The sequence below is a fragment of the Escherichia sp. MOD1-EC6300 genome, from assembly GCF_002965045.1.
Lineage (GTDB): Bacteria > Pseudomonadota > Gammaproteobacteria > Enterobacterales > Enterobacteriaceae > Escherichia > Escherichia coli_F.
Genome location: NZ_PTRH01000010.1, coordinates 18,049 through 39,267 on the forward strand (window position 1 = coordinate 18,049; position 21,219 = coordinate 39,267).

20 protein-coding genes are annotated in these 21,219 nt (G+C 49.7%); all 20 read left to right on the forward strand.

Features of this window, described 5'->3' with window-relative positions; translation table 11 throughout:
• Positions 1-9 precede the first annotated feature (9 nt).
• The 20 genes from rsmG (at position 10) to pstA (ending at position 21,179) form a co-directional block, all read left to right on the forward strand.
• Positions 10-633, forward strand: coding sequence for a 16S rRNA (guanine(527)-N(7))-methyltransferase RsmG (gene rsmG / locus BGE37_RS15660; RefSeq protein ID WP_000932851.1), 624 nt, complete (start codon positions 10-12; stop codon positions 631-633).
• 616 nt (positions 634-1,249) lie between these two features.
• Positions 1,250-1,630, forward strand: coding sequence for a F0F1 ATP synthase subunit I (gene atpI / locus BGE37_RS15665; RefSeq protein WP_000116699.1), 381 nt, complete (start codon positions 1,250-1,252; stop codon positions 1,628-1,630).
• Between the two features lie 8 nt (positions 1,631-1,638).
• Positions 1,639-2,454: a F0F1 ATP synthase subunit A gene (atpB, locus tag BGE37_RS15670; RefSeq protein WP_000135618.1), complete on the forward strand. Its 816-nt coding sequence runs from the start codon at positions 1,639-1,641 to the stop codon at positions 2,452-2,454.
• Between the two features lie 46 nt (positions 2,455-2,500).
• Entirely contained in the window at positions 2,501-2,740 is a 240-nt protein-coding gene (gene atpE, locus BGE37_RS15675; RefSeq protein WP_000429386.1) for a F0F1 ATP synthase subunit C, read from the forward strand.
• A 61-nt stretch (positions 2,741-2,801) separates the two neighbouring features.
• Positions 2,802-3,272, forward strand: a complete 471-nt coding sequence (gene atpF, locus BGE37_RS15680; protein ID WP_001052219.1) for a F0F1 ATP synthase subunit B — start codon at positions 2,802-2,804, stop codon at positions 3,270-3,272.
• A 14-nt stretch (positions 3,273-3,286) separates the two neighbouring features.
• On the forward strand, positions 3,287-3,820 hold the full coding sequence (gene atpH, locus BGE37_RS15685; RefSeq protein ID WP_001288587.1) for a F0F1 ATP synthase subunit delta: 534 nt from the start codon (positions 3,287-3,289) through the stop codon (positions 3,818-3,820).
• Positions 3,821-3,832: 12 nt separating this feature from the next.
• A complete protein-coding gene (atpA, locus tag BGE37_RS15690; protein WP_001176745.1) occupies positions 3,833-5,374 on the forward strand; it encodes a F0F1 ATP synthase subunit alpha in 1,542 nt (513 codons plus the stop codon).
• Positions 5,375-5,424: 50 nt separating this feature from the next.
• Positions 5,425-6,288 carry a F0F1 ATP synthase subunit gamma gene (gene atpG, locus BGE37_RS15695; RefSeq protein ID WP_000896498.1) on the forward strand — a complete coding sequence of 288 codons (864 nt, stop codon included), beginning with the start codon at positions 5,425-5,427 and terminating at the stop codon, positions 6,286-6,288.
• Positions 6,289-6,314: 26 nt separating this feature from the next.
• A complete protein-coding gene (gene atpD, locus BGE37_RS15700) occupies positions 6,315-7,697 on the forward strand; it encodes a F0F1 ATP synthase subunit beta (protein WP_000190506.1) in 1,383 nt (460 codons plus the stop codon).
• A 20-nt stretch (positions 7,698-7,717) separates the two neighbouring features.
• Positions 7,718-8,137 carry a F0F1 ATP synthase subunit epsilon gene (locus BGE37_RS15705; protein ID WP_001251965.1) on the forward strand — a complete coding sequence of 140 codons (420 nt, stop codon included), beginning with the start codon at positions 7,718-7,720 and terminating at the stop codon, positions 8,135-8,137.
• A gap of 196 nt (positions 8,138-8,333) precedes the next feature.
• Complete coding sequence (locus BGE37_RS15710) at positions 8,334-9,032, forward strand: Bax inhibitor-1/YccA family protein (RefSeq protein WP_000008757.1); 699 nt, start codon at positions 8,334-8,336, stop codon at positions 9,030-9,032.
• A 275-nt stretch (positions 9,033-9,307) separates the two neighbouring features.
• Positions 9,308-10,678, forward strand: a complete 1,371-nt coding sequence (glmU, locus tag BGE37_RS15715; protein WP_088541960.1) for a bifunctional UDP-N-acetylglucosamine diphosphorylase/glucosamine-1-phosphate N-acetyltransferase GlmU — start codon at positions 9,308-9,310, stop codon at positions 10,676-10,678.
• A gap of 161 nt (positions 10,679-10,839) precedes the next feature.
• Positions 10,840-12,669: a glutamine--fructose-6-phosphate transaminase (isomerizing) gene (gene glmS, locus BGE37_RS15720; RefSeq protein ID WP_000334093.1), complete on the forward strand. Its 1,830-nt coding sequence runs from the start codon at positions 10,840-10,842 to the stop codon at positions 12,667-12,669.
• A 305-nt stretch (positions 12,670-12,974) separates the two neighbouring features.
• Positions 12,975-13,547 (forward strand): long polar fimbria major subunit LpfA-O113, encoded by a 573-nt coding sequence (lpfA-O113, locus tag BGE37_RS15725; protein ID WP_032185533.1) that lies wholly within the window; start codon positions 12,975-12,977, stop codon positions 13,545-13,547.
• Between the two features lie 47 nt (positions 13,548-13,594).
• The gene (gene lpfB-O113, locus BGE37_RS15730; RefSeq protein WP_105288193.1) at positions 13,595-14,326 is read left to right on the forward strand and encodes a long polar fimbrial chaperone LpfB-O113; all 732 of its coding nucleotides are present in this window, start codon (positions 13,595-13,597) and stop codon (positions 14,324-14,326) included.
• 24 nt (positions 14,327-14,350) lie between these two features.
• Positions 14,351-16,873 carry a long polar fimbrial usher protein LpfC-O113 gene (lpfC-O113, locus tag BGE37_RS15735; protein ID WP_105288194.1) on the forward strand — a complete coding sequence of 841 codons (2,523 nt, stop codon included), beginning with the start codon at positions 14,351-14,353 and terminating at the stop codon, positions 16,871-16,873.
• Positions 16,874-16,882: 9 nt separating this feature from the next.
• Positions 16,883-17,956: a fimbrial protein gene (locus BGE37_RS15740; RefSeq protein WP_032185530.1), complete on the forward strand. Its 1,074-nt coding sequence runs from the start codon at positions 16,883-16,885 to the stop codon at positions 17,954-17,956.
• Positions 17,957-18,203: 247 nt separating this feature from the next.
• Positions 18,204-19,244, forward strand: a complete 1,041-nt coding sequence (gene pstS / locus BGE37_RS15745) for a phosphate ABC transporter substrate-binding protein PstS (protein ID WP_000867152.1) — start codon at positions 18,204-18,206, stop codon at positions 19,242-19,244.
• A gap of 85 nt (positions 19,245-19,329) precedes the next feature.
• Entirely contained in the window at positions 19,330-20,289 is a 960-nt protein-coding gene (pstC, locus tag BGE37_RS15750) for a phosphate ABC transporter permease PstC (RefSeq protein ID WP_000741620.1), read from the forward strand.
• Positions 20,289-21,179 (forward strand): phosphate ABC transporter permease PstA, encoded by an 891-nt coding sequence (pstA, locus tag BGE37_RS15755; RefSeq protein ID WP_001252002.1) that lies wholly within the window; start codon positions 20,289-20,291, stop codon positions 21,177-21,179. The genes pstC and pstA overlap by 1 nt, the downstream gene beginning before the upstream one ends.
• Positions 21,180-21,219: the final 40 nt, after the last annotated feature.

A 21,219-nucleotide genomic window follows, 5' to 3' on the forward strand; every position in this document is an offset into this window, starting at 1 on the left:
GTAATCACCGTGCTCAACAAACTCTCCTCTCTGCTGAAAGACGCAGGAATTTCGCTTACCGATCACCAGAAAAACCAGCTAATTGCCTACGTGAATATGCTGCATAAATGGAATAAAGCGTACAACCTGACTTCGGTCCGCGATCCTAATGAGATGCTGGTACGCCATATTCTCGATAGCATTGTGGTGGCACCGTATCTGCAAGGTGATCGGTTTATCGATGTCGGCACCGGACCAGGACTGCCTGGCATTCCACTCTCTATCGTGCGTCCTGAAGCCCATTTCACGTTGTTGGATAGCCTTGGTAAACGCGTTCGTTTCCTTCGTCAGGTGCAACATGAGCTTAAACTGGAGAATATTGAGCCAGTACAGAGCAGGGTAGAAGAGTTTCCTTCTGAGCCGCCATTTGATGGCGTAATTAGCCGCGCCTTTGCCTCTCTGAACGATATGGTGAGCTGGTGCCACCATCTTCCTGGTGAGCAAGGTCGTTTCTACGCCCTGAAAGGCCAAATACCGGAAGATGAAATCGCTTTGTTGCCCGAAGAATATCAGGTCGAATCAGTGGTTAAACTTCACGTTCCGGCCCTGGATGGCGAACGTCATCTGGTGGTGATTAAAGCAAATAAAATTTAATTTTTATCAAAAAAAACATAAAAAAATGACCGGTTAGACTGTTAACAACAACCAGGTTTTCTACTGATATAACTGGTTACATTTAACGCCACGTTCACTCTTTTGCATCAACGAGCTAACGTGGCTTTTTTGGGTAAGCAGAAAATAAGTCAGCAGTGAAAATATCAGGCTGCTAAAAATCGGCGCTAAGAACCATAATCATCTGTTAAAACATTATTAAAAATGTCAATGGGTGGTTTTTGTTGTGTAAATGTCACTTATTAAAAGAGTGTCTGTTTTTGGACTTAAATATCATAAACTTGCAATGGCATCATTTGCCAAGTAAATAAATATGCTGTGCGCGAACATGCTCAATATGTGATCTGAAGCACGCTTTATCGCCAGTGTTTACGCGTTATTTACAGTTTTTCATGATCGAACAGCGTTAGCAGAAAAGTCGCAATTGTATGCACTGGAAAAATATTTAAACATTTATTCACCTTTTGGCTACTTATTGTTTGAAATCACGGGGGCGCACCGTATAATTTGACCGCTTTTTGATGCTTGACTCTAAGCCTTAAAGAAAGTTTTATACGACACGCGGCATACCTCGAAGGGAGCAGGAGTGAAAAACGTGATGTCTGTGTCGCTCGTGAGTCGAAACGTTGCTCGGAAGCTTCTGCTCGTTCAGTTACTGGTGGTGATAGCAAGTGGATTGCTGTTCAGCCTCAAAGACCCCTTCTGGGGCGTCTCTGCATTAAGTGGAGGCCTGGCAGTCTTTCTGCCTAACGTTTTGTTTATGATATTTGCCTGGCGTCACCAGGCACATACACCAGCGAAAGGCCGGGTGGCCTGGACATTCGCATTTGGCGAAGCTTTTAAAGTTCTGGCGATGTTGGTGTTACTGGTGGTGGCGTTGGCGGTTTTAAAGGCGGTATTCTTGCCGCTGATCGTTACGTGGGTTTTGGTGCTGGTGGTTCAGATACTGGCACCGGCTGTAATTAACAACAAAGGGTAAAAGGCATCATGGCTTCAGAAAATATGACGCCGCAGGATTACATAGGACACCACCTGAATAACCTTCAGCTGGACCTGCGTACATTCTCGCTGGTGGATCCGCATAACCCCCCAGCCACCTTCTGGACAATCAATATTGACTCCATGTTCTTCTCGGTGGTGCTGGGTCTGTTGTTCCTGGTTTTATTCCGTAGTGTAGCCAAAAAGGCGACCAGCGGCGTGCCAGGTAAGTTTCAGACCGCGATTGAGCTGGTGATCGGCTTTGTTAATGGTAGCGTGAAAGACATGTACCATGGCAAGAGCAAGCTGATTGCTCCGCTGGCCCTGACGATTTTCGTCTGGGTATTCCTGATGAACTTGATGGACTTACTGCCTATCGATCTGCTGCCGTACATCGCTGAACATGTACTGGGGCTGCCGGCACTGCGTGTGGTTCCGTCTGCGGACGTGAACGTAACGCTGTCTATGGCACTGGGCGTATTTATCCTGATTCTGTTCTACAGCATCAAAATGAAAGGCATCGGCGGCTTCACGAAAGAGTTGACGCTGCAGCCGTTCAATCACTGGGCGTTCATTCCTGTCAACTTAATCCTTGAAGGGGTAAGCCTGCTGTCCAAACCAGTTTCACTCGGTTTGCGACTGTTCGGTAACATGTATGCCGGTGAGCTGATTTTCATTCTGATTGCTGGTCTGTTGCCGTGGTGGTCACAGTGGATCCTGAATGTGCCGTGGGCCATTTTCCACATCCTGATCATTACGCTGCAAGCCTTCATCTTCATGGTTCTGACGATCGTCTATCTGTCGATGGCGTCTGAAGAACATTAATTTACCAACACTACTACGTTTTAACTGAAACAAACTGGAGACTGTCATGGAAAACCTGAATATGGATCTGCTGTACATGGCTGCCGCTGTGATGATGGGTCTGGCGGCAATCGGTGCTGCGATCGGTATCGGCATCCTCGGGGGTAAATTCCTGGAAGGCGCAGCGCGTCAACCTGATCTGATTCCTCTGCTGCGTACTCAGTTCTTTATCGTTATGGGTCTGGTGGATGCTATCCCGATGATCGCTGTAGGTCTGGGTCTGTACGTGATGTTCGCTGTCGCGTAGTAAGCGTTGCTTTTATTTAAAGAGCAATATCAGAACGTTAACTAAATAGAGGCATTGTGCTGTGAATCTTAACGCAACAATCCTCGGCCAGGCCATCGCGTTTGTCCTGTTCGTTCTGTTCTGCATGAAGTACGTATGGCCGCCATTAATGGCAGCCATCGAAAAACGTCAAAAAGAAATTGCTGACGGCCTTGCTTCCGCAGAACGAGCACATAAGGACCTTGACCTTGCAAAGGCCAGCGCGACCGACCAGCTGAAAAAAGCGAAAGCGGAAGCCCAGGTAATCATCGAGCAGGCGAACAAACGCCGCTCGCAGATTCTGGACGAAGCTAAAGCTGAAGCAGAGCAGGAACGTACTAAAATCGTGGCCCAGGCGCAGGCGGAAATTGAAGCCGAGCGTAAACGTGCCCGTGAAGAGCTGCGTAAGCAAGTTGCTATCCTGGCTGTTGCTGGCGCCGAGAAGATCATCGAACGTTCCGTGGATGAAGCTGCTAACAGCGACATCGTGGATAAACTTGTCGCTGAACTGTAAGGAGGGAGGGGCTGATGTCTGAATTTATTACGGTAGCTCGCCCCTACGCCAAAGCAGCTTTTGACTTTGCCGTCGAACACCAAAGTGTAGAACGCTGGCAGGACATGCTGGCGTTTGCCGCCGAGGTAACCAAAAACGAACAAATGGCAGAGCTTCTCTCTGGCGCGCTTGCGCCAGAAACGCTCGCCGAGTCGTTTATCGCAGTTTGTGGTGAGCAACTGGACGAAAACGGTCAGAACCTGATTCGGGTTATGGCTGAAAATGGTCGTCTTAACGCGCTCCCGGATGTTCTGGAGCAGTTTATTCACCTGCGTGCTGTGAGTGAGGCTACCGCTGAGGTAGACGTCATTTCCGCTGCCGCGTTGAGTGAACAACAGCTCGCGAAAATTTCTGCTGCGATGGAAAAACGTCTGTCACGCAAAGTTAAGCTGAATTGCAAAATCGATAAGTCTGTAATGGCAGGCGTTATCATCCGAGCGGGTGATATGGTCATTGATGGCAGCGTACGCGGTCGTCTTGAGCGCCTTGCAGACGTCTTGCAGTCTTAAGGGGACTGGAGCATGCAACTGAATTCCACCGAAATCAGCGAACTGATCAAGCAGCGCATTGCTCAGTTCAATGTTGTGAGTGAAGCTCACAACGAAGGTACTATTGTTTCTGTAAGTGACGGTGTTATCCGCATCCACGGCCTGGCCGATTGTATGCAGGGTGAAATGATCTCCCTGCCGGGTAACCGTTACGCTATCGCACTGAACCTCGAGCGTGACTCTGTAGGTGCGGTTGTTATGGGGCCGTACGCTGACCTTGCCGAAGGCATGAAAGTTAAGTGTACTGGCCGTATCCTGGAAGTTCCGGTTGGCCGTGGCCTGCTGGGCCGTGTGGTTAACACTCTGGGTGCACCAATCGACGGTAAAGGTCCGCTGGATCACGACGGCTTTTCTGCTGTAGAAGCTATCGCCCCGGGCGTTATCGAACGTCAGTCCGTAGATCAGCCGGTACAGACCGGTTATAAAGCCGTTGACTCCATGATCCCAATCGGTCGTGGTCAGCGTGAATTGATCATCGGTGACCGTCAGACCGGTAAAACCGCACTGGCAATCGATGCCATCATTAACCAGCGCGATTCCGGTATCAAATGTATCTATGTCGCTATCGGCCAGAAAGCGTCCACTATTTCTAACGTGGTACGTAAACTGGAAGAGCACGGCGCACTGGCTAACACCATCGTTGTGGTAGCAACCGCGTCTGAATCCGCTGCACTGCAATACCTGGCGCCGTATGCCGGTTGCGCAATGGGCGAATACTTCCGTGACCGCGGTGAAGATGCGCTGATCATTTACGATGACCTGTCTAAACAGGCTGTTGCTTACCGTCAGATCTCCCTGCTGCTCCGTCGTCCGCCAGGACGTGAAGCATTCCCGGGCGACGTATTCTACCTCCACTCTCGTCTGCTGGAGCGTGCTGCGCGTGTTAACGCCGAATACGTTGAAGCCTTCACCAAAGGTGAAGTGAAAGGGAAAACCGGTTCTCTGACCGCGCTGCCGATTATCGAAACTCAGGCGGGTGACGTTTCTGCGTTCGTTCCGACTAACGTAATCTCCATTACCGATGGTCAGATCTTCCTGGAAACCAACCTGTTCAACGCCGGTATTCGTCCTGCGGTTAACCCGGGTATCTCCGTATCCCGTGTTGGTGGTGCAGCACAGACCAAGATCATGAAAAAACTGTCCGGTGGTATCCGTACCGCTCTGGCACAGTATCGTGAACTGGCAGCGTTCTCTCAGTTTGCATCCGACCTTGACGATGCAACACGTAAGCAGCTTGACCACGGTCAGAAAGTGACCGAACTGCTGAAACAGAAACAGTATGCGCCGATGTCCGTAGCGCAACAGTCTCTGGTTCTGTTCGCAGCAGAACGTGGTTACCTGGCGGATGTTGAACTGTCGAAAATCGGCAGCTTCGAAGCCGCTCTGCTGGCTTACGTCGACCGTGATCACGCTCCGTTGATGCAAGAGATCAACCAGACCGGTGGCTACAACGACGAAATCGAAGGCAAGCTGAAAGGCATCCTCGATTCCTTCAAAGCAACCCAATCCTGGTAACGTCTGGCGGCTTGCCTTAGGGCAGGCCGCAAGGCATTGAGGAGAAGCTCATGGCCGGCGCAAAAGAGATACGTAGTAAGATCGCAAGCGTCCAGAACACGCAAAAGATCACTAAAGCGATGGAGATGGTCGCCGCTTCCAAAATGCGTAAATCGCAGGATCGCATGGCGGCCAGCCGTCCTTATGCAGAAACCATGCGCAAAGTGATTGGTCACCTTGCACACGGTAATCTGGAATATAAGCACCCATACCTGGAAGACCGCGACGTTAAACGCGTAGGCTACCTGGTGGTGTCGACCGACCGTGGTTTGTGCGGTGGTTTGAACATTAACCTGTTCAAAAAACTGCTGGCGGAAATGAAGACCTGGACCGACAAAGGCGTTCAATGCGACCTCGCAATGATCGGCTCGAAAGGCGTGTCGTTCTTCAACTCCGTGGGCGGCAATGTTGTTGCCCAGGTCACCGGCATGGGGGATAACCCTTCCCTGTCCGAACTGATCGGTCCGGTAAAAGTGATGTTGCAGGCCTACGACGAAGGCCGTCTGGACAAGCTTTACATTGTCAGCAACAAATTTATTAACACCATGTCTCAGGTTCCGACCATCAGCCAGCTGTTGCCGTTACCGGCATCAGATGATGATGATCTGAAACATAAATCCTGGGATTACCTGTACGAACCCGATCCGAAGGCGTTGCTGGATACCCTGCTGCGTCGTTATGTCGAATCTCAGGTTTATCAGGGCGTGGTTGAAAACCTGGCCAGCGAGCAGGCCGCCCGTATGGTGGCGATGAAAGCCGCGACCGACAATGGCGGCAGCCTGATTAAAGAGCTGCAGTTGGTATACAACAAAGCTCGTCAGGCCAGCATTACTCAGGAACTCACCGAGATCGTCTCGGGGGCCGCCGCGGTTTAAACAGGTTATTTCGTAGAGGATTTAAGATGGCTACTGGAAAGATTGTCCAGGTAATCGGCGCCGTAGTTGACGTCGAATTCCCTCAGGATGCCGTACCGCGCGTGTACGATGCTCTTGAGGTGCAAAATGGTAATGAGCGTCTGGTGCTGGAAGTTCAGCAGCAGCTCGGCGGCGGTATCGTGCGTACCATCGCAATGGGTTCCTCCGACGGTCTGCGTCGCGGTCTGGATGTAAAAGACCTCGAACACCCGATCGAAGTCCCGGTAGGTAAAGCGACTCTGGGCCGTATCATGAACGTACTGGGTGAACCGGTCGACATGAAAGGCGAGATCGGTGAAGAAGAGCGTTGGGCGATTCACCGCGCAGCACCTTCCTACGAAGAGCTGTCAAACTCTCAGGAACTGCTGGAAACCGGTATCAAAGTTATCGACCTGATGTGTCCGTTCGCTAAGGGCGGTAAAGTCGGTCTGTTCGGTGGTGCGGGTGTAGGTAAAACCGTAAACATGATGGAGCTTATTCGTAACATCGCGATCGAGCACTCCGGTTACTCTGTGTTTGCGGGCGTAGGTGAACGTACTCGTGAGGGTAACGACTTCTACCACGAAATGACCGACTCCAACGTTATCGACAAAGTATCCCTGGTATATGGCCAGATGAACGAGCCGCCGGGAAACCGTCTGCGCGTTGCACTGACCGGCCTGACCATGGCTGAGAAATTCCGTGACGAAGGTCGTGACGTTCTGCTGTTCGTTGACAACATCTATCGTTACACCCTGGCCGGTACGGAAGTATCCGCACTGCTGGGCCGTATGCCTTCAGCGGTAGGTTATCAGCCGACTCTGGCGGAAGAGATGGGCGTTCTTCAGGAACGTATCACCTCCACCAAAACTGGTTCTATCACCTCCGTACAGGCGGTATACGTACCTGCGGATGACTTGACTGACCCGTCTCCGGCAACCACCTTTGCGCACCTTGACGCAACCGTGGTACTGAGCCGTCAGATCGCGTCTCTGGGTATCTACCCGGCCGTTGACCCGCTGGACTCTACCAGCCGTCAGTTGGACCCGCTGGTGGTTGGTCAGGAACACTACGACACCGCGCGTGGCGTTCAGTCCATCCTGCAACGTTATCAGGAACTGAAAGACATCATCGCCATCCTGGGTATGGATGAACTGTCTGAAGAAGACAAACTGGTGGTAGCGCGCGCTCGTAAGATCCAGCGCTTCCTGTCCCAGCCGTTCTTCGTGGCAGAAGTATTCACCGGTTCTCCGGGTAAATACGTCTCCCTGAAAGACACCATCCGTGGCTTTAAAGGCATCATGGAAGGCGAATACGATCACCTGCCGGAGCAGGCGTTCTACATGGTCGGTTCCATCGAAGAAGCAGTGGAAAAAGCCAAAAAACTTTAACGCCTTAATCGGAGGGTGATATGGCAATGACTTACCACCTGGACGTCGTCAGCGCAGAGCAACAAATGTTCTCTGGTCTGGTCGAGAAAATCCAGGTAACGGGTAGCGAAGGTGAACTGGGCATTTACCCGGGCCACGCACCGCTGCTCACCGCCATTAAGCCTGGTATGATTCGCATCGTGAAACAGCACGGTCACGAAGAGTTTATCTATCTGTCTGGCGGCATTCTTGAAGTGCAGCCTGGCAACGTGACCGTTCTGGCCGACACCGCAATTCGCGGCCAGGATCTCGACGAAGCGCGAGCCATGGAAGCGAAACGTAAGGCTGAAGAGCACATTAGCAGCTCTCACGGCGACGTAGATTACGCTCAGGCGTCTGCGGAACTGGCCAAAGCGATCGCGCAGTTGCGCGTTATCGAGTTGACCAAAAAAGCGATGTAACACCGGCTTGAAAAGCACAAAAGCCAGTCTGGAAACAGGCTGGCTTTTTTATATGTATTTTGCTGATTGATACAAAAATTATATTATTCATCAAAAAGTTAGCGTCTTGTTAAGTCGTTAATTGTCACCTTTTCTCCATAGTGATATCGTCCCTGTTGTTATTATTATTTCTATAATTATATGAGGGATCATATCTATGTCTTTTAAAACGTCTTTTGAAGGTGTCCAACCGGTTGTGATGACCGATCGCGCCACCTTTATCCGCCGTGCTTATATGCATCTGGCTGGGGCAGTTGTCGGGTTCATCATTCTCAGCGCGCTGTTTATCTTTAGTGGGCTTGGCAAAATGATGCTTAGGGTGCTGATGAACAGTGGTCAGTTTGGTTGGCTGGTGGTGCTGGGTGCTTTTATTCTGGTCAGCATGCTGGCGACTCGTCTGGCAGATAATGTGGAGTCTAATCAGACCCAACTGATTGGACTGGGGATATACGTACTGGCAGAAGCGTTAATTTTTGCACCTTTACTGACACTGGCAGCGTATATTAATCCAGCAATTATTGGCGCGGCGGGCATCACCACAGCACTGCTTGTGGGTGGTCTGACATTCACTGCCTTCACGACCAAAAAAGATTTCTCTTTCATGCGTTCGTTTTTAACCATGGCGGGCTTTATCGCTTTCGGTGCCATTATCGCGAGCATTTTTATGGGATTCTCACTGGGCGTCTGGTTCTCGGCGGCAATGGTGCTGTTGTGTGCTGGCTTCGTGCTGTACGACACGTCTAATATTATTCATCATTATCCTACCGATCGTCCGGCAGGCGCGGCGCTACATCTCTTCGCCTCTATCGCTACCATGTTCTGGTATGTTCTGCGCATTTTCATGTCCCGCGATTAACCCTGCTTGTATAAACCAGCGAAATTATTCGCTGGTTTTCCCGTTTATTCATTGATCGAAATAAGAGCAAAAACATCCACCTGACGCTTAAATGAAGGTACTGCCTTAATTTTCTGCAGACAAAAGGCGTGACGATGGTCGAAAATGGCGCTTTCGTCAGCGGGGATAATCCGTTATTGAACAATTTATCCTCTGTCCATTTCACGATGAAAAAAATGTAGTTTTTTCAAGGTGAAGCGGTTTAAATTCGTTCTCAAATTACAGTCAGGACGCGTATGTTGAATAATGCTATGAGCGTAGTGATCCTTGCCGCAGGTAAAGGCACGCGCATGTATTCCGATCTTCCGAAAGTGCTGCATACCCTTGCCGGGAAAGCGATGGTTCAGCATGTCATTGATGCTGCGAATGAATTAGGCGCAGCGCACGTTCACCTGGTGTACGGTCACGGCGGCGATCTGCTTAAACAGGCGCTGAAAGACGATAACCTGAACTGGGTGCTTCAGGCAGAACAGCTGGGTACGGGCCATGCAATGCAGCAAGCCGCACCTTTTTTTGCCGATGACGAAGACATTTTAATGCTCTACGGCGACGTGCCGCTGATCTCTGTTGAAACACTCCAGCGCCTGCGTGATGCTAAACCGCAGGGTGGCATTGGTCTGCTGACGGTGAAACTGGATGATCCGACCGGTTATGGACGTATCACCCGTGAAAACGGCAAAGTTACCGGCATTGTTGAGCACAAAGATGCCACCGACGAGCAGCGTCAGATTCAGGAGATCAACACCGGCATTCTGATCGCCAACGGCGCAGATATGAAACGCTGGCTGGCGAAGCTGACCAATAATAATGCGCAGGGCGAATACTACATCACCGACATTATTGCGCTGGCGTATCAGGAAGGACGTGAAATTGTTGCCGTTCATCCGCAACGTTTAAGCGAAGTAGAAGGCGTGAATAATCGCTTGCAACTCTCCCGACTGGAGCGCGTTTATCAGTCCGAACAAGCTGAAAAGCTGCTGTTAGCAGGCGTTATGCTGCGCGATCCGGCGCGTTTTGATCTGCGCGGTACGCTTACTCACGGGCGCGATGTTGAAATTGATACTAACGTTATCATCGAGGGCAACGTGACTCTCGGTCATCGCGTGAAAATCGGCACCGGTTGCGTGATTAAAAACAGCGTGATTGGCGATGATTGCGAAATTAGCCCGTATACCGTTGTGGAAGATGCGAATCTGGCAGCGGCCTGTACCATTGGCCCGTTTGCCCGTCTGCGTCCTGGTACTGAGTTGCTGGAAGGCGCACACGTCGGTAACTTCGTTGAGATGAAAAAAGCGCGTCTGGGTAAAGGCTCGAAAGCAGGTCATCTGACTTACCTGGGGGATGCGGAAATTGGCGATAACGTCAACATCGGCGCAGGAACCATTACCTGCAACTACGATGGTGCCAATAAATTTAAAACCATTATTGGCGACGATGTGTTTGTTGGATCCGATACTCAGCTGGTGGCCCCGGTAACGGTAGGCAAAGGCGCAACCATTGCTGCGGGTACAACTGTGACGCGTAATGTTGGCGAAAATGCTCTGGCAATCAGCCGTGTGCCGCAGTCGCAAAAAGAAGGCTGGCGTCGTCCGGTAAAGAAAAAGTAATTCTGGCTGGGTAATCCGGCCATATGGGGTGAGGAGATAACATAATCTCCCGCCCACAAGCAGTAACTATAAAAATAACCCCACTCTCTACAAAGGCTCGGGGCGCCCGAAAAACGGGCATACAGGTTGACCGACAACGATATAAATCGGAATCAAAAACTATGTGTGGAATTGTTGGCGCGATCGCGCAACGTGATGTAGCAGAAATCCTTCTTGAAGGTTTACGTCGTCTGGAATACCGCGGATATGACTCTGCCGGTCTGGCGGTTGTAGATGCAGAAGGTCATATGACCCGCCTGCGTCGCCTCGGTAAAGTCCAGATGCTGGCCCAGGCAGCGGAAGAACATCCTCTGCATGGCGGCACCGGGATTGCTCACACTCGCTGGGCGACGCACGGCGAACCTTCAGAAGTGAATGCGCATCCGCATGTTTCTGAACACATTGTGGTGGTGCATAACGGCATCATCGAAAACCATGAACCGCTGCGTGAAGCGTTAAAAGCACGTGGCTATACCTTCGTTTCTGAAACCGACACCGAAGTGATTGCACACCTGGTGAACTGGGAACTGAAACAGGGCGGTACTCTGCGTGAGGCTGTTCTGCGTGCTATCCCGCAACTGCGTGGTGCGTACGGTACAGTGATCATGGACTCCCGTCACCCGGATACCCTGCTGGCGGCACGTTCTGGTAGTCCGCTGGTGATTGGCCTGGGTATGGGCGAAAACTTTATCGCTTCTGACCAGTTGGCGCTGTTGCCAGTGACCCGTCGCTTTATCTTCCTTGAAGAAGGCGATATTGCGGAAATCACTCGCCGTTCGGTAAACATCTTCGATAAAACTGGCGCGGAAGTGAAACGTCAGGATATCGAATCCAATCTGCAATATGACGCGGGCGATAAAGGTATTTACCGCCACTACATGCAGAAAGAGATCTACGAACAGCCGAACGCGATCAAAAACACTCTTACCGGGCGCATCAGCCACGGTCAGGTTGATTTGAGCGAGCTGGGACCGAACGCCGACGAACTGCTGTCGAAGGTTGAGCATATTCAGATCCTCGCCTGTGGTACTTCTTACAACTCCGGTATGGTTTCCCGCTACTGGTTTGAAGCGCTGGCAGGTATTCCGTGCGATGTTGAAATCGCCTCTGAATTCCGCTATCGCAAATCAGCCGTGCGTCGTAACAGCCTGATGATCACTCTGTCGCAGTCCGGTGAAACCGCGGATACCCTGGCGGGTCTGCGTCTGTCAAAAGAATTGGGTTACCTTGGATCGCTGGCAATCTGTAACGTTCCTGGCTCTTCGCTGGTACGTGAATCCGATTTGGCGCTGATGACCAATGCGGGTACGGAAATTGGCGTGGCGTCCACCAAAGCATTCACCACTCAGTTAACCGTGTTGTTGATGTTGGTGGCGAAGCTGTCTCGCCTGAAAGGTCTCGATGCCTCCATTGAGCATGATATCGTGCATGGTCTGCAGGCGTTACCGAGCCGTATTGAGCAGATGCTGTCTCAGGACAAACGCATTGAAGCTCTGGCAGAAGATTTCTCTGACAAACACCACGCGCTGTTCCTGGGCCGTGGCGATCAGTACCCAATCGCGCTGGAAGGCGCATTGAAGCTGAAAGAGATCTCTTATATTCATGCGGAAGCCTACGCAGCAGGCGAACTGAAACACGGTCCGCTGGCGCTGATTGACGCGGATATGCCGGTTATCGTCGTCGCACCGAACAACGAACTGCTGGAAAAACTGAAATCCAACATTGAAGAAGTTCGTGCGCGTGGTGGTCAACTGTACGTCTTCGCCGATCAGGATGCTGGTTTTGTGAGCAGTGATAACATGCACATCATCGAGATGCCGCATGTGGAAGAGGTGATTGCACCGATCTTCTACACCGTTCCGCTGCAGCTGCTGGCCTATCACGTTGCGCTGATTAAAGGCACTGACGTTGACCAGCCGCGTAATCTGGCAAAATCGGTAACGGTTGAGTAATTTTCATCATTGATATAAAAGGGCTGCCGACGGGCGGCCTTTTTTATAAAGTGTATCAACGGTTTATTATTGATGCACAAATTAATATAAATATATTCTGAATTATTGGTGATGTCCTATTACGCACTTGATTTTTTACTGTTTTAATAATATTTATATAATAAATTTATATTTAATTTCGCATAATTAATATTATTTTTAGATAAAAATACCCCTTTGGTGTACTATGCCTCTGAATCATAAAATCACTTATTGATTTAAGTTATGATTTAGACTGAAGGATATATTATATCAATGGAGTTTGTATGAAACGTAATATTATTGGCGGTGCAATTACGCTGGCATCTTTAATGTTAGCCGGAAATGCACTTGCAGAAGATGGCGTTGTTCACTTTGTCGGTGAAATTGTCGATAGCACATGCGAAGTGACTTCCGATACCGCCGATCAAACAGTACCTCTTGGTAAGGTCAGTAAAAGTGCGTTTTCAGGAGTAGGCAGCCTGGCGTCACCACAGCAATTTAGTATTAAACTGGAAAATTGCCCAGCAACCTATACTCAGGCAGCCGTCCGTTTCGATGGTACTGAAGCACCTGGCGGAGACGGTGACCTGAAAGTGGGTACACCGCTGACATCAGGTACACCTGGCGATTTTACCGGTACAGGACAAGCGATTGCGGCAACCGGCGTCGGTATTCGTATTTTTAACCGGGCGGATAATTCTCAGGTTAAACTTTATAACGACTCTGCTTATAGCACAATCGACGCTGACGGTAAGGCTGAAATGAAGTTTATTGCACGCTATGTTGCTACCAATGCGACCGTAACGGCGGGTACAGCAAACGCGGATTCACAATTCACCGTCGAATATAAGAAATAATTAATACAGGGCCTTTTTATTCAGTTGGCTTTGGCCAGGGAGTCGTTATGTCCAGAAAAAGTTGTTTAATCAGGCTCTTTAAAACAACAATTTCGTGTAATTTATTGAGGATTATTATTCTAAGCATCTTTTTCCTCCAGCCGACATTGACCTGTGCAGGTGTTGTCATTGGCGGTACACGGGTTGTTTATTTGAGTAATAATGCTGATAAATCTATTTCTGTATTTAGTAAGGAAGAAAAAATTCCTTATCTCATCCAGGCATGGGTGGATCCGTTTAATAAAGATGATAAAACTAAAGCGCCATTTATTGTTATTCCTCCGGTATCACGGTTAGAACCCGCGCAAGAAAAAATATTACGTATTGTCCACACTAAAGGTTTGTCATTACCAGAGGATCGAGAGTCTGTCTTCTGGCTAAATATCAAAAATATTCCACCCTCTGCGAGCAGCAAAGAAGCGAACTCGCTGGAAATCGCCGTTAAAACGCGAATTAAGCTGTTCTGGAGACCGGCATCTATCCGCATGATTCCCGAAGATGCCGCACCAAAGGTGAAGTGGCATCGGGAAGGCCGAAATCTTATTGCTGAGAACCCTAACCCGATTCATATCAGCGTGATGGATGTCATTGTTAATGGCCATGATGTACCTCTTAACATGATCCGCCCTTTCGAGACGCTCACGTTACCGTTGCCTGCTAATTCTTCGGGTAGCCAAATGACCTGGCGATTTATTAATGATTACGGTGCGATAAGTGAACCATTAAAGCAAGCGTTGTAAGCATTGCATAAGGATAGGCGAATTATGGTTACGACCAGAATAGCAGTTGGTCTGACGGCAGGGACATGTCTCGTTTTCTCGCAAAGTGTGATGGCCGAGGTCAGCATATTTAATCCGGCGCTGCTGGAAATAGACCATCAATCCGGAGTCGATATTCGCCAGTTTAACAAAGCGAATCACATACCTCCCGGCGTCTACAGTGTTGATATTTTTATCAATGGCAAAATGTTCGAACGGCAGGATGTGACTTTTGTTCAGGATAACCCTGATGCCGATCTGCACGCCTGCTTTGTCGCGGTTAAAAAAACGCTGACTTCCTTTGGTGTAAAAGTTGACGCGCTGAAATCGCTCAATAAAGTGGATGACCAGGCCTGTATTGACCCTGCACCACGCATTGAAGGCTCAACATGGCAACTGGACAGCGATAAGCTGCAACTGAATATCACCATTCCCCAGATCTATATGGATGCGATGGCTTACGATTACATAAGCCCCACGCGTTGGGATGAGGGAATTAACGCACTGACTATCAACTACGATTTTTCCGGTTCACATACTCTGCGCTCGGATTACAGCTCACAGGAGACCGATACCAGTTATCTCAACCTGCGTAACGGACTCAATATTGGGCCGTGGCGACTCCGCAATTACAGCACCTTGAACACCACCGATGGTCGTGCGGAATACAACTCTATCAGTACCTGGATACAACGTGATATTGCTGCGTTAAGAAGCCAGATTATGATCGGCGATACGTGGACGGCGAGCGATATTTTCGACAGCACGCAAATCCGTGGTGCACGACTTTATACTGATAAAGATATGTTACCCGCCAGCCAGAATGGCTTCGCGCCTGTGGTTCATGGGATTGCAAAATCCAACGCCACCGTCATCATTCGACAGAACGGCTACGTAATTTATCAGTCAGCCGTGCCACAAGGCGCCTTTGAAATCACCGACCTCAATACTGCCAGCTCAGGCGGCGACCTGGATGTGACTATCAAGGAAGAAGATGGTAGTGAACAACGATTCACCCAGCCTTATGCGTCGCTGGCTATTCTCAAACGTGAAGGTCAGACCGATGTAGATGTTAGCGTGGGGGAACTGCGCGATGAAGATGGTTTTACTCCTGACGTGCTTCAGGCACAGATCCTTCATGGCTTGCCCCACGGTTTTACCTTGTATGGTGGCGTACAGGCTGCTGAAAAGTATGGTTCTGTTGCTTTGGGGGTAGGTAAAGATCTCGGTGCTCTGGGAGCCATCTCTTTAGATGCGACACATGCCAGAGCGAAATTTGCAGATGATGATACGGAAACGGGTCAGTCATATCGTTTTCTGTATTCAAAACGTTTTGACGATACAGACACCAGCTTACGCCTGGTTGGCTATCGTTACTCCACCGAAGGCTACTATACCCTCAATGAATGGGCATCCCGGCAAAATAGTCCCGAAGATTTCTGGCAAACCGGAAACCGTCGCAGCCGTGTGGAAGGAACGTTAACGCAATCGCTGGGCAGAGATTATGGCAACTTATACCTGACATTAAGCCGCCAGCAATATTGGCACACAGATGATGTCGAACGATTAATCCAATTTGGTTACAGCAGTAGCTGGAAGCGCCTCTCGTGGAACGTCTCATGGAGTTATTCCAATACGGCCCGGCAAGGGACGAGTAATAGTTATGCCAATGATAACACCAGCGAACAAATCTACATGCTCTCTTTATCAGTTCCATTATCGGGCTGGTGGGGAAATAGTTATGCCACCTATTCGGTTTCGCAAAATGATGATTCTGGTAGCTCGCATCAACTTGGCCTAAGCGGTACGGCGCTGGAGAAAAATAATCTCTCCTGGAATCTCATGCAGTCCTATAACAGCCGCGATGATCAAGTAGGCGGTAATATGTCGCTGACCTATGACGGTACCTACGGCACGTTAAACGGCAGTTATAACTACAGCCAAAATTCTCAGCGACTCAATTATGGTATCCGGGGTGGCATTCTGGCGCACAGTGAAGGGATAACGTTTAGCCAGGAACTGGGTGAAACCATTGCCCTTATTAAAGCACCGGGAGCCGCAGGTCTGGAAATTGATAATATGCGCGGGGCGGCAACAGACTGGCGTGGTTACACGGTTAAGACACAGCTAAATCCTTATGATGAAAACCGGGTAGCGATCAGCGACAACTATTTCTCTAAGTCGAATGTTGAACTCGATAATACCGTCGTTACGATGGTTCCTACCCGCGGCGCGGTGGTTAAAGCGGAGTTTGTGACGCATGTGGGTTACCGCGTTCTCTTCAGAGTGGTAAATGCAAATGGTAAACCGGCACCTTTTGGCGCCATTGCCTCAGTTCAAAACACAAGTACCGCCGATTCAGGAATAGTCGGTGATTCTGGTGAGCTTTATCTCTCGGGTCTGTCAGATAAAGGGCAGGTCACTTTATCCTGGGGAGGAGACGCAGTCACGAAATGTACCTTTGGCTACTCACTTTCAGTACCAGAAAATGAGAATGGTTTAATTGAGCAGAGTGTCACCTGTAATTAAAGGTTTTTTATGAGAAATAATATTCTGTTGTGGTGTTTTTCTATTGTCGCCATTTTTTACACGAGTACGACTCTTGCGGCCCCTCAAGGTATCTGTACTCCGGATAATGGCGTTTTTCATAGTGTGCTTGATTTTCCTGGATATGTTATTACGGCAACTCAGAATAAAGCGGGGACCACATTTAATACAACAGTAACTAATGGCGGGTCTTATCCGGCACATTGTCACTGTAATACAGGAAAGGTCGGTGAATTTCCCTATATTTACTACACGGCAAAAATAAATGATGCTTTAAGTTATGCTGGGGTTCATTCTAATGTAAATTACTATAATCTTAATCCACATCTGGATGTGGGTATAGCAATTGATCTTTTGGGGGTCGGATTTGTTAATGCACCATTCGAGTATCATGCTAATGATCCTGATGTAACTACAGTATATAAGTGTGGAAGAGAGGAGCCATTAGATATTTCTAGTGGTGCCAAGGCTAAGATTTATTTTTATATTAAAAAACCCTTTGCGGGAAAGGTAACTATTCCCACAACGCTTGTTGCGAAGTTGTACGGAACTATCAGCCGTGACACACCGATTGATTATTCGCAGCCGATGGCTGATGTTTATGTTCGTGGAGACATCACTGCGCCACAAAGTTGTGAAATTAATAGTTTACAGCCAATTAATTTTGATTTTAGTACTATTCCAGCCGCAGATTTTTCATCTGTTGTCGGGAGTGCTGTGTCAGCGCATAAAATCACCAAAACTGTCACTATTAAGTGTGAGTATTTAGGAATAATGAATACGGATGATATCACTACCTCTTTTTATGCTACTGAACCCAGTAGCGATAATTCGATGGTTGTAACATCAAACCCAAATGTAGGGATAAAAGTCTACGATAAAAATAACAGGGAAATCAACGTAAACGGTGGCGAACTACCAACTGATATGGGAGCAACAAGCGTTATTGGTGAGAAAGCTGGCAATGTAACTTTTTCTGCTGCGCCTGCGAGCCTCACTGGTGCACGACCCGCGCCAGGAACATTTACCGCTACAGCAACTATCACCATCGAAATTGTTCGCTAATCAAACTGACAGCGGTGCTCCACGCGCCGTTGTCATCAGACACCTCTTTCTAACCTATTTGCACATGACATGACAAAAAGATGACATGAGTTTTCTTTTTGTCTGGTTATAAAAATCAATAAATTACGCATAAATCTCGTTGTGTCATAAAACTGTCATAAACCTTACATATAACTGTCACCTGTTTGTCCTATTTTGCTTCTCGTAGCCAACAAACAATACTTTATGAATCCTCCCAGGAGACATTATGAAAGTTATGCGTACCACCGTCGCAACTGTTGTCGCCGCGACCTTATCGATGAGCGCTTTCTCTGTGTTTGCAGAAGCAAGCCTGACAGGTGCAGGTGCAACCTTCCCTGCGCCGGTGTATGCCAAATGGGCTGACACTTACCAGAAAGAAACCGGTAATAAAGTTAACTACCAGGGTATCGGTTCTTCCGGCGGCGTAAAACAGATTATCGCCAACACCGTTGATTTCGGTGCTTCTGACGCGCCGCTGTCTGACGAAAAACTGGCTCAGGAAGGTCTGTTCCAGTTCCCGACCGTAATTGGCGGCGTGGTGCTGGCGGTTAACATTCCGGGGCTAAAATCTGGCGAACTGGTGCTGGATGGTAAAACCCTCGGCGACATCTACTTGGGCAAAATCAAAAAGTGGGATGATGAAGCCATCGCCAAACTGAATCCGGGTCTGAAACTGCCTTCACAGAACATTGCTGTAGTGCGCCGCGCAGATGGCTCCGGGACTTCCTTCGTCTTCACCAGCTACCTGGCAAAAGTGAACGAAGAATGGAAAAACAACGTTGGTACTGGCTCTACCGTAAAATGGCCGATCGGTCTGGGCGGTAAAGGTAACGACGGTATCGCCGCGTTCGTTCAGCGTCTGCCGGGGGCAATTGGTTACGTTGAATATGCTTACGCTAAACAGAACAACCTGGCGTACACCAAACTGATCTCCGCTGATGGTAAACCAGTTAGTCCGACCGAAGAAAACTTCGCTAATGCAGCAAAAGGCGCAGACTGGAGCAAAACATTCGCTCAGGATCTGACCAACCAGAAAGGCGAAGATGCATGGCCTATCACTTCTACCACCTTCATTCTGGTCCACAAAGATCAGAAGAAACCTGAGCAGGGTGTAGAAGTGCTGAAGTTCTTCGACTGGGCGTACAAAACCGGGGCTAAACAGGCTAACGACCTGGATTACGCCAGCCTGCCGGATAGCGTAGTTGAACAAGTTCGCGCTGCGTGGAAGACCAATATTAAAGACAGTAGCGGCAAGCCACTGTACTAATAAAACACCATGCCGGATAAGGCATTAACAGCTTATCCGGCATTACAAAATGACTTTGTAAACGCGTTTAACTGAAGAGTAACTTATGGCTGCAACCAAGCCTGCTTTTAACCCACCGGGTAAAAAGGGCGACATAATTTTCAGCGTGCTGGTAAAACTGGCGGCGCTGATTGTGCTATTGATGTTGGGTGGCATTATTGTCTCTCTGATCATCTCCTCCTGGCCGAGCATTCAGAAATTTGGTCTGGCTTTCCTGTGGACCAAAGAGTGGGATGCGCCGAACGATATCTACGGGGCGCTGGTGCCGATCTACGGTACTCTGGTGACCTCGTTTATCGCGTTGCTGATCGCCGTCCCGGTGAGTTTCGGTATCGCCCTGTTTCTGACCGAGCTTGCGCCTGGCTGGCTGAAGCGCCCGCTGGGTATCGCCATTGAGCTGCTGGCAGCCATTCCAAGTATCGTGTACGGCATGTGGGGCCTGTTTATCTTCGCGCCACTGTTCGCCGTTTACTTCCAGGAGCCGGTCGGCAATATCATGTCGAATATCCCGATTGTTGGCGCGCTGTTCTCCGGCCCGGCCTTTGGTATTGGCATCCTCGCGGCAGGCGTGATCCTCGCCATCATGATTATTCCGTACATTGCAGCGGTAATGCGCGATGTATTCGAGCAAACCCCGGTGATGATGAAAGAGTCAGCCTACGGTATCGGCTGCACCACCTGGGAAGTTATCTGGCGTATCGTTCTTCCGTTCACCAAAAATGGGGTTATCGGCGGCATCATGCTGGGGCTGGGGCGCGCGCTCGGTGAAACCATGGCGGTGACCTTTATCATCGGTAACACCTACCAGCTCGACAGCGCCTCGCTGTACATGCCGGGCAACAGTATCACCTCTGCGCTGGCGAACGAATTTGCGGAAGCGGAATCCGGCCTGCACGTTGCTGCACTGATGGAACTGGGCCTGATCCTGTTTGTGATTACCTTCATCGTCCTCGCCGCATCGAAGTTTATGATTATGCGCCTGGCTAAGAATGAGGGGGCACGCTAATGGCTATGGTTGAAACGCAAACCACTGCGGCGCTGGCAGAATCCCGCCGCAAAATGCAGGCGCGTCGCCGCCTCAAAAACCGTATTGCACTGACGCTCTCAATGGCGACGATGGCTTTCGGTTTGTTTTGGCTGATCTGGATTTTAATGTCCACCATCACTCGCGGTATCGATGGTATGTCGCTGGCGCTGTTCACCGAAATGACGCCGCCGCCAAATACGGAAGGCGGTGGTCTGGCGAACGCCCTGGCGGGTAGCGGCCTGTTAATTTTGTGGGCCACGGTATTCGGTACGCCACTGGGCATTATGGCGGGGATTTACCTGGCGGAATATGGACGTAAATCCTGGCTGGCAGAAGTTATTCGCTTCATTAACGACATTCTGCTCTCCGCGCCGTCGATTGTGGTTGGTCTGTTTGTTTACACCATCGTGGTGGCGCAAATGGAGCACTTCTCCGGCTGGGCGGGCGTGATTGCCCTGGCGTTGTTGCAGGTACCGATTGTTATCCGCACCACCGAGAACATGCTGAAACTGGTGCCGGACAGCCTGCGTGAAGCGGCTTATGCGCTGGGTACGCCGAAGTGGAAGATGATCTCCGCGATTACGCTAAAAGCGTCGGTGTCCGGGATTATGACCGGTATCCTGCTGGCGATTGCCCGTATTGCTGGTGAAACCGCGCCACTGCTGTTTACTGCGCTCTCCAACCAGTTCTGGAGCACGGACATGATGCAGCCGATCGCCAACCTGCCGGTGACGATCTTTAAGTTTGCGATGAGCCCATTTGCAGAATGGCAGCAACTGGCCTGGGCCGGGGTGTTGATTATTACCCTGTGCGTCCTGCTGCTGAACATTCTGGCGCGCGTTGTTTTTGCGAAGAATAAACACGGTTAACACTTTGCCGGATGCGGTGTGAACGCCTTATCCGGCCTAC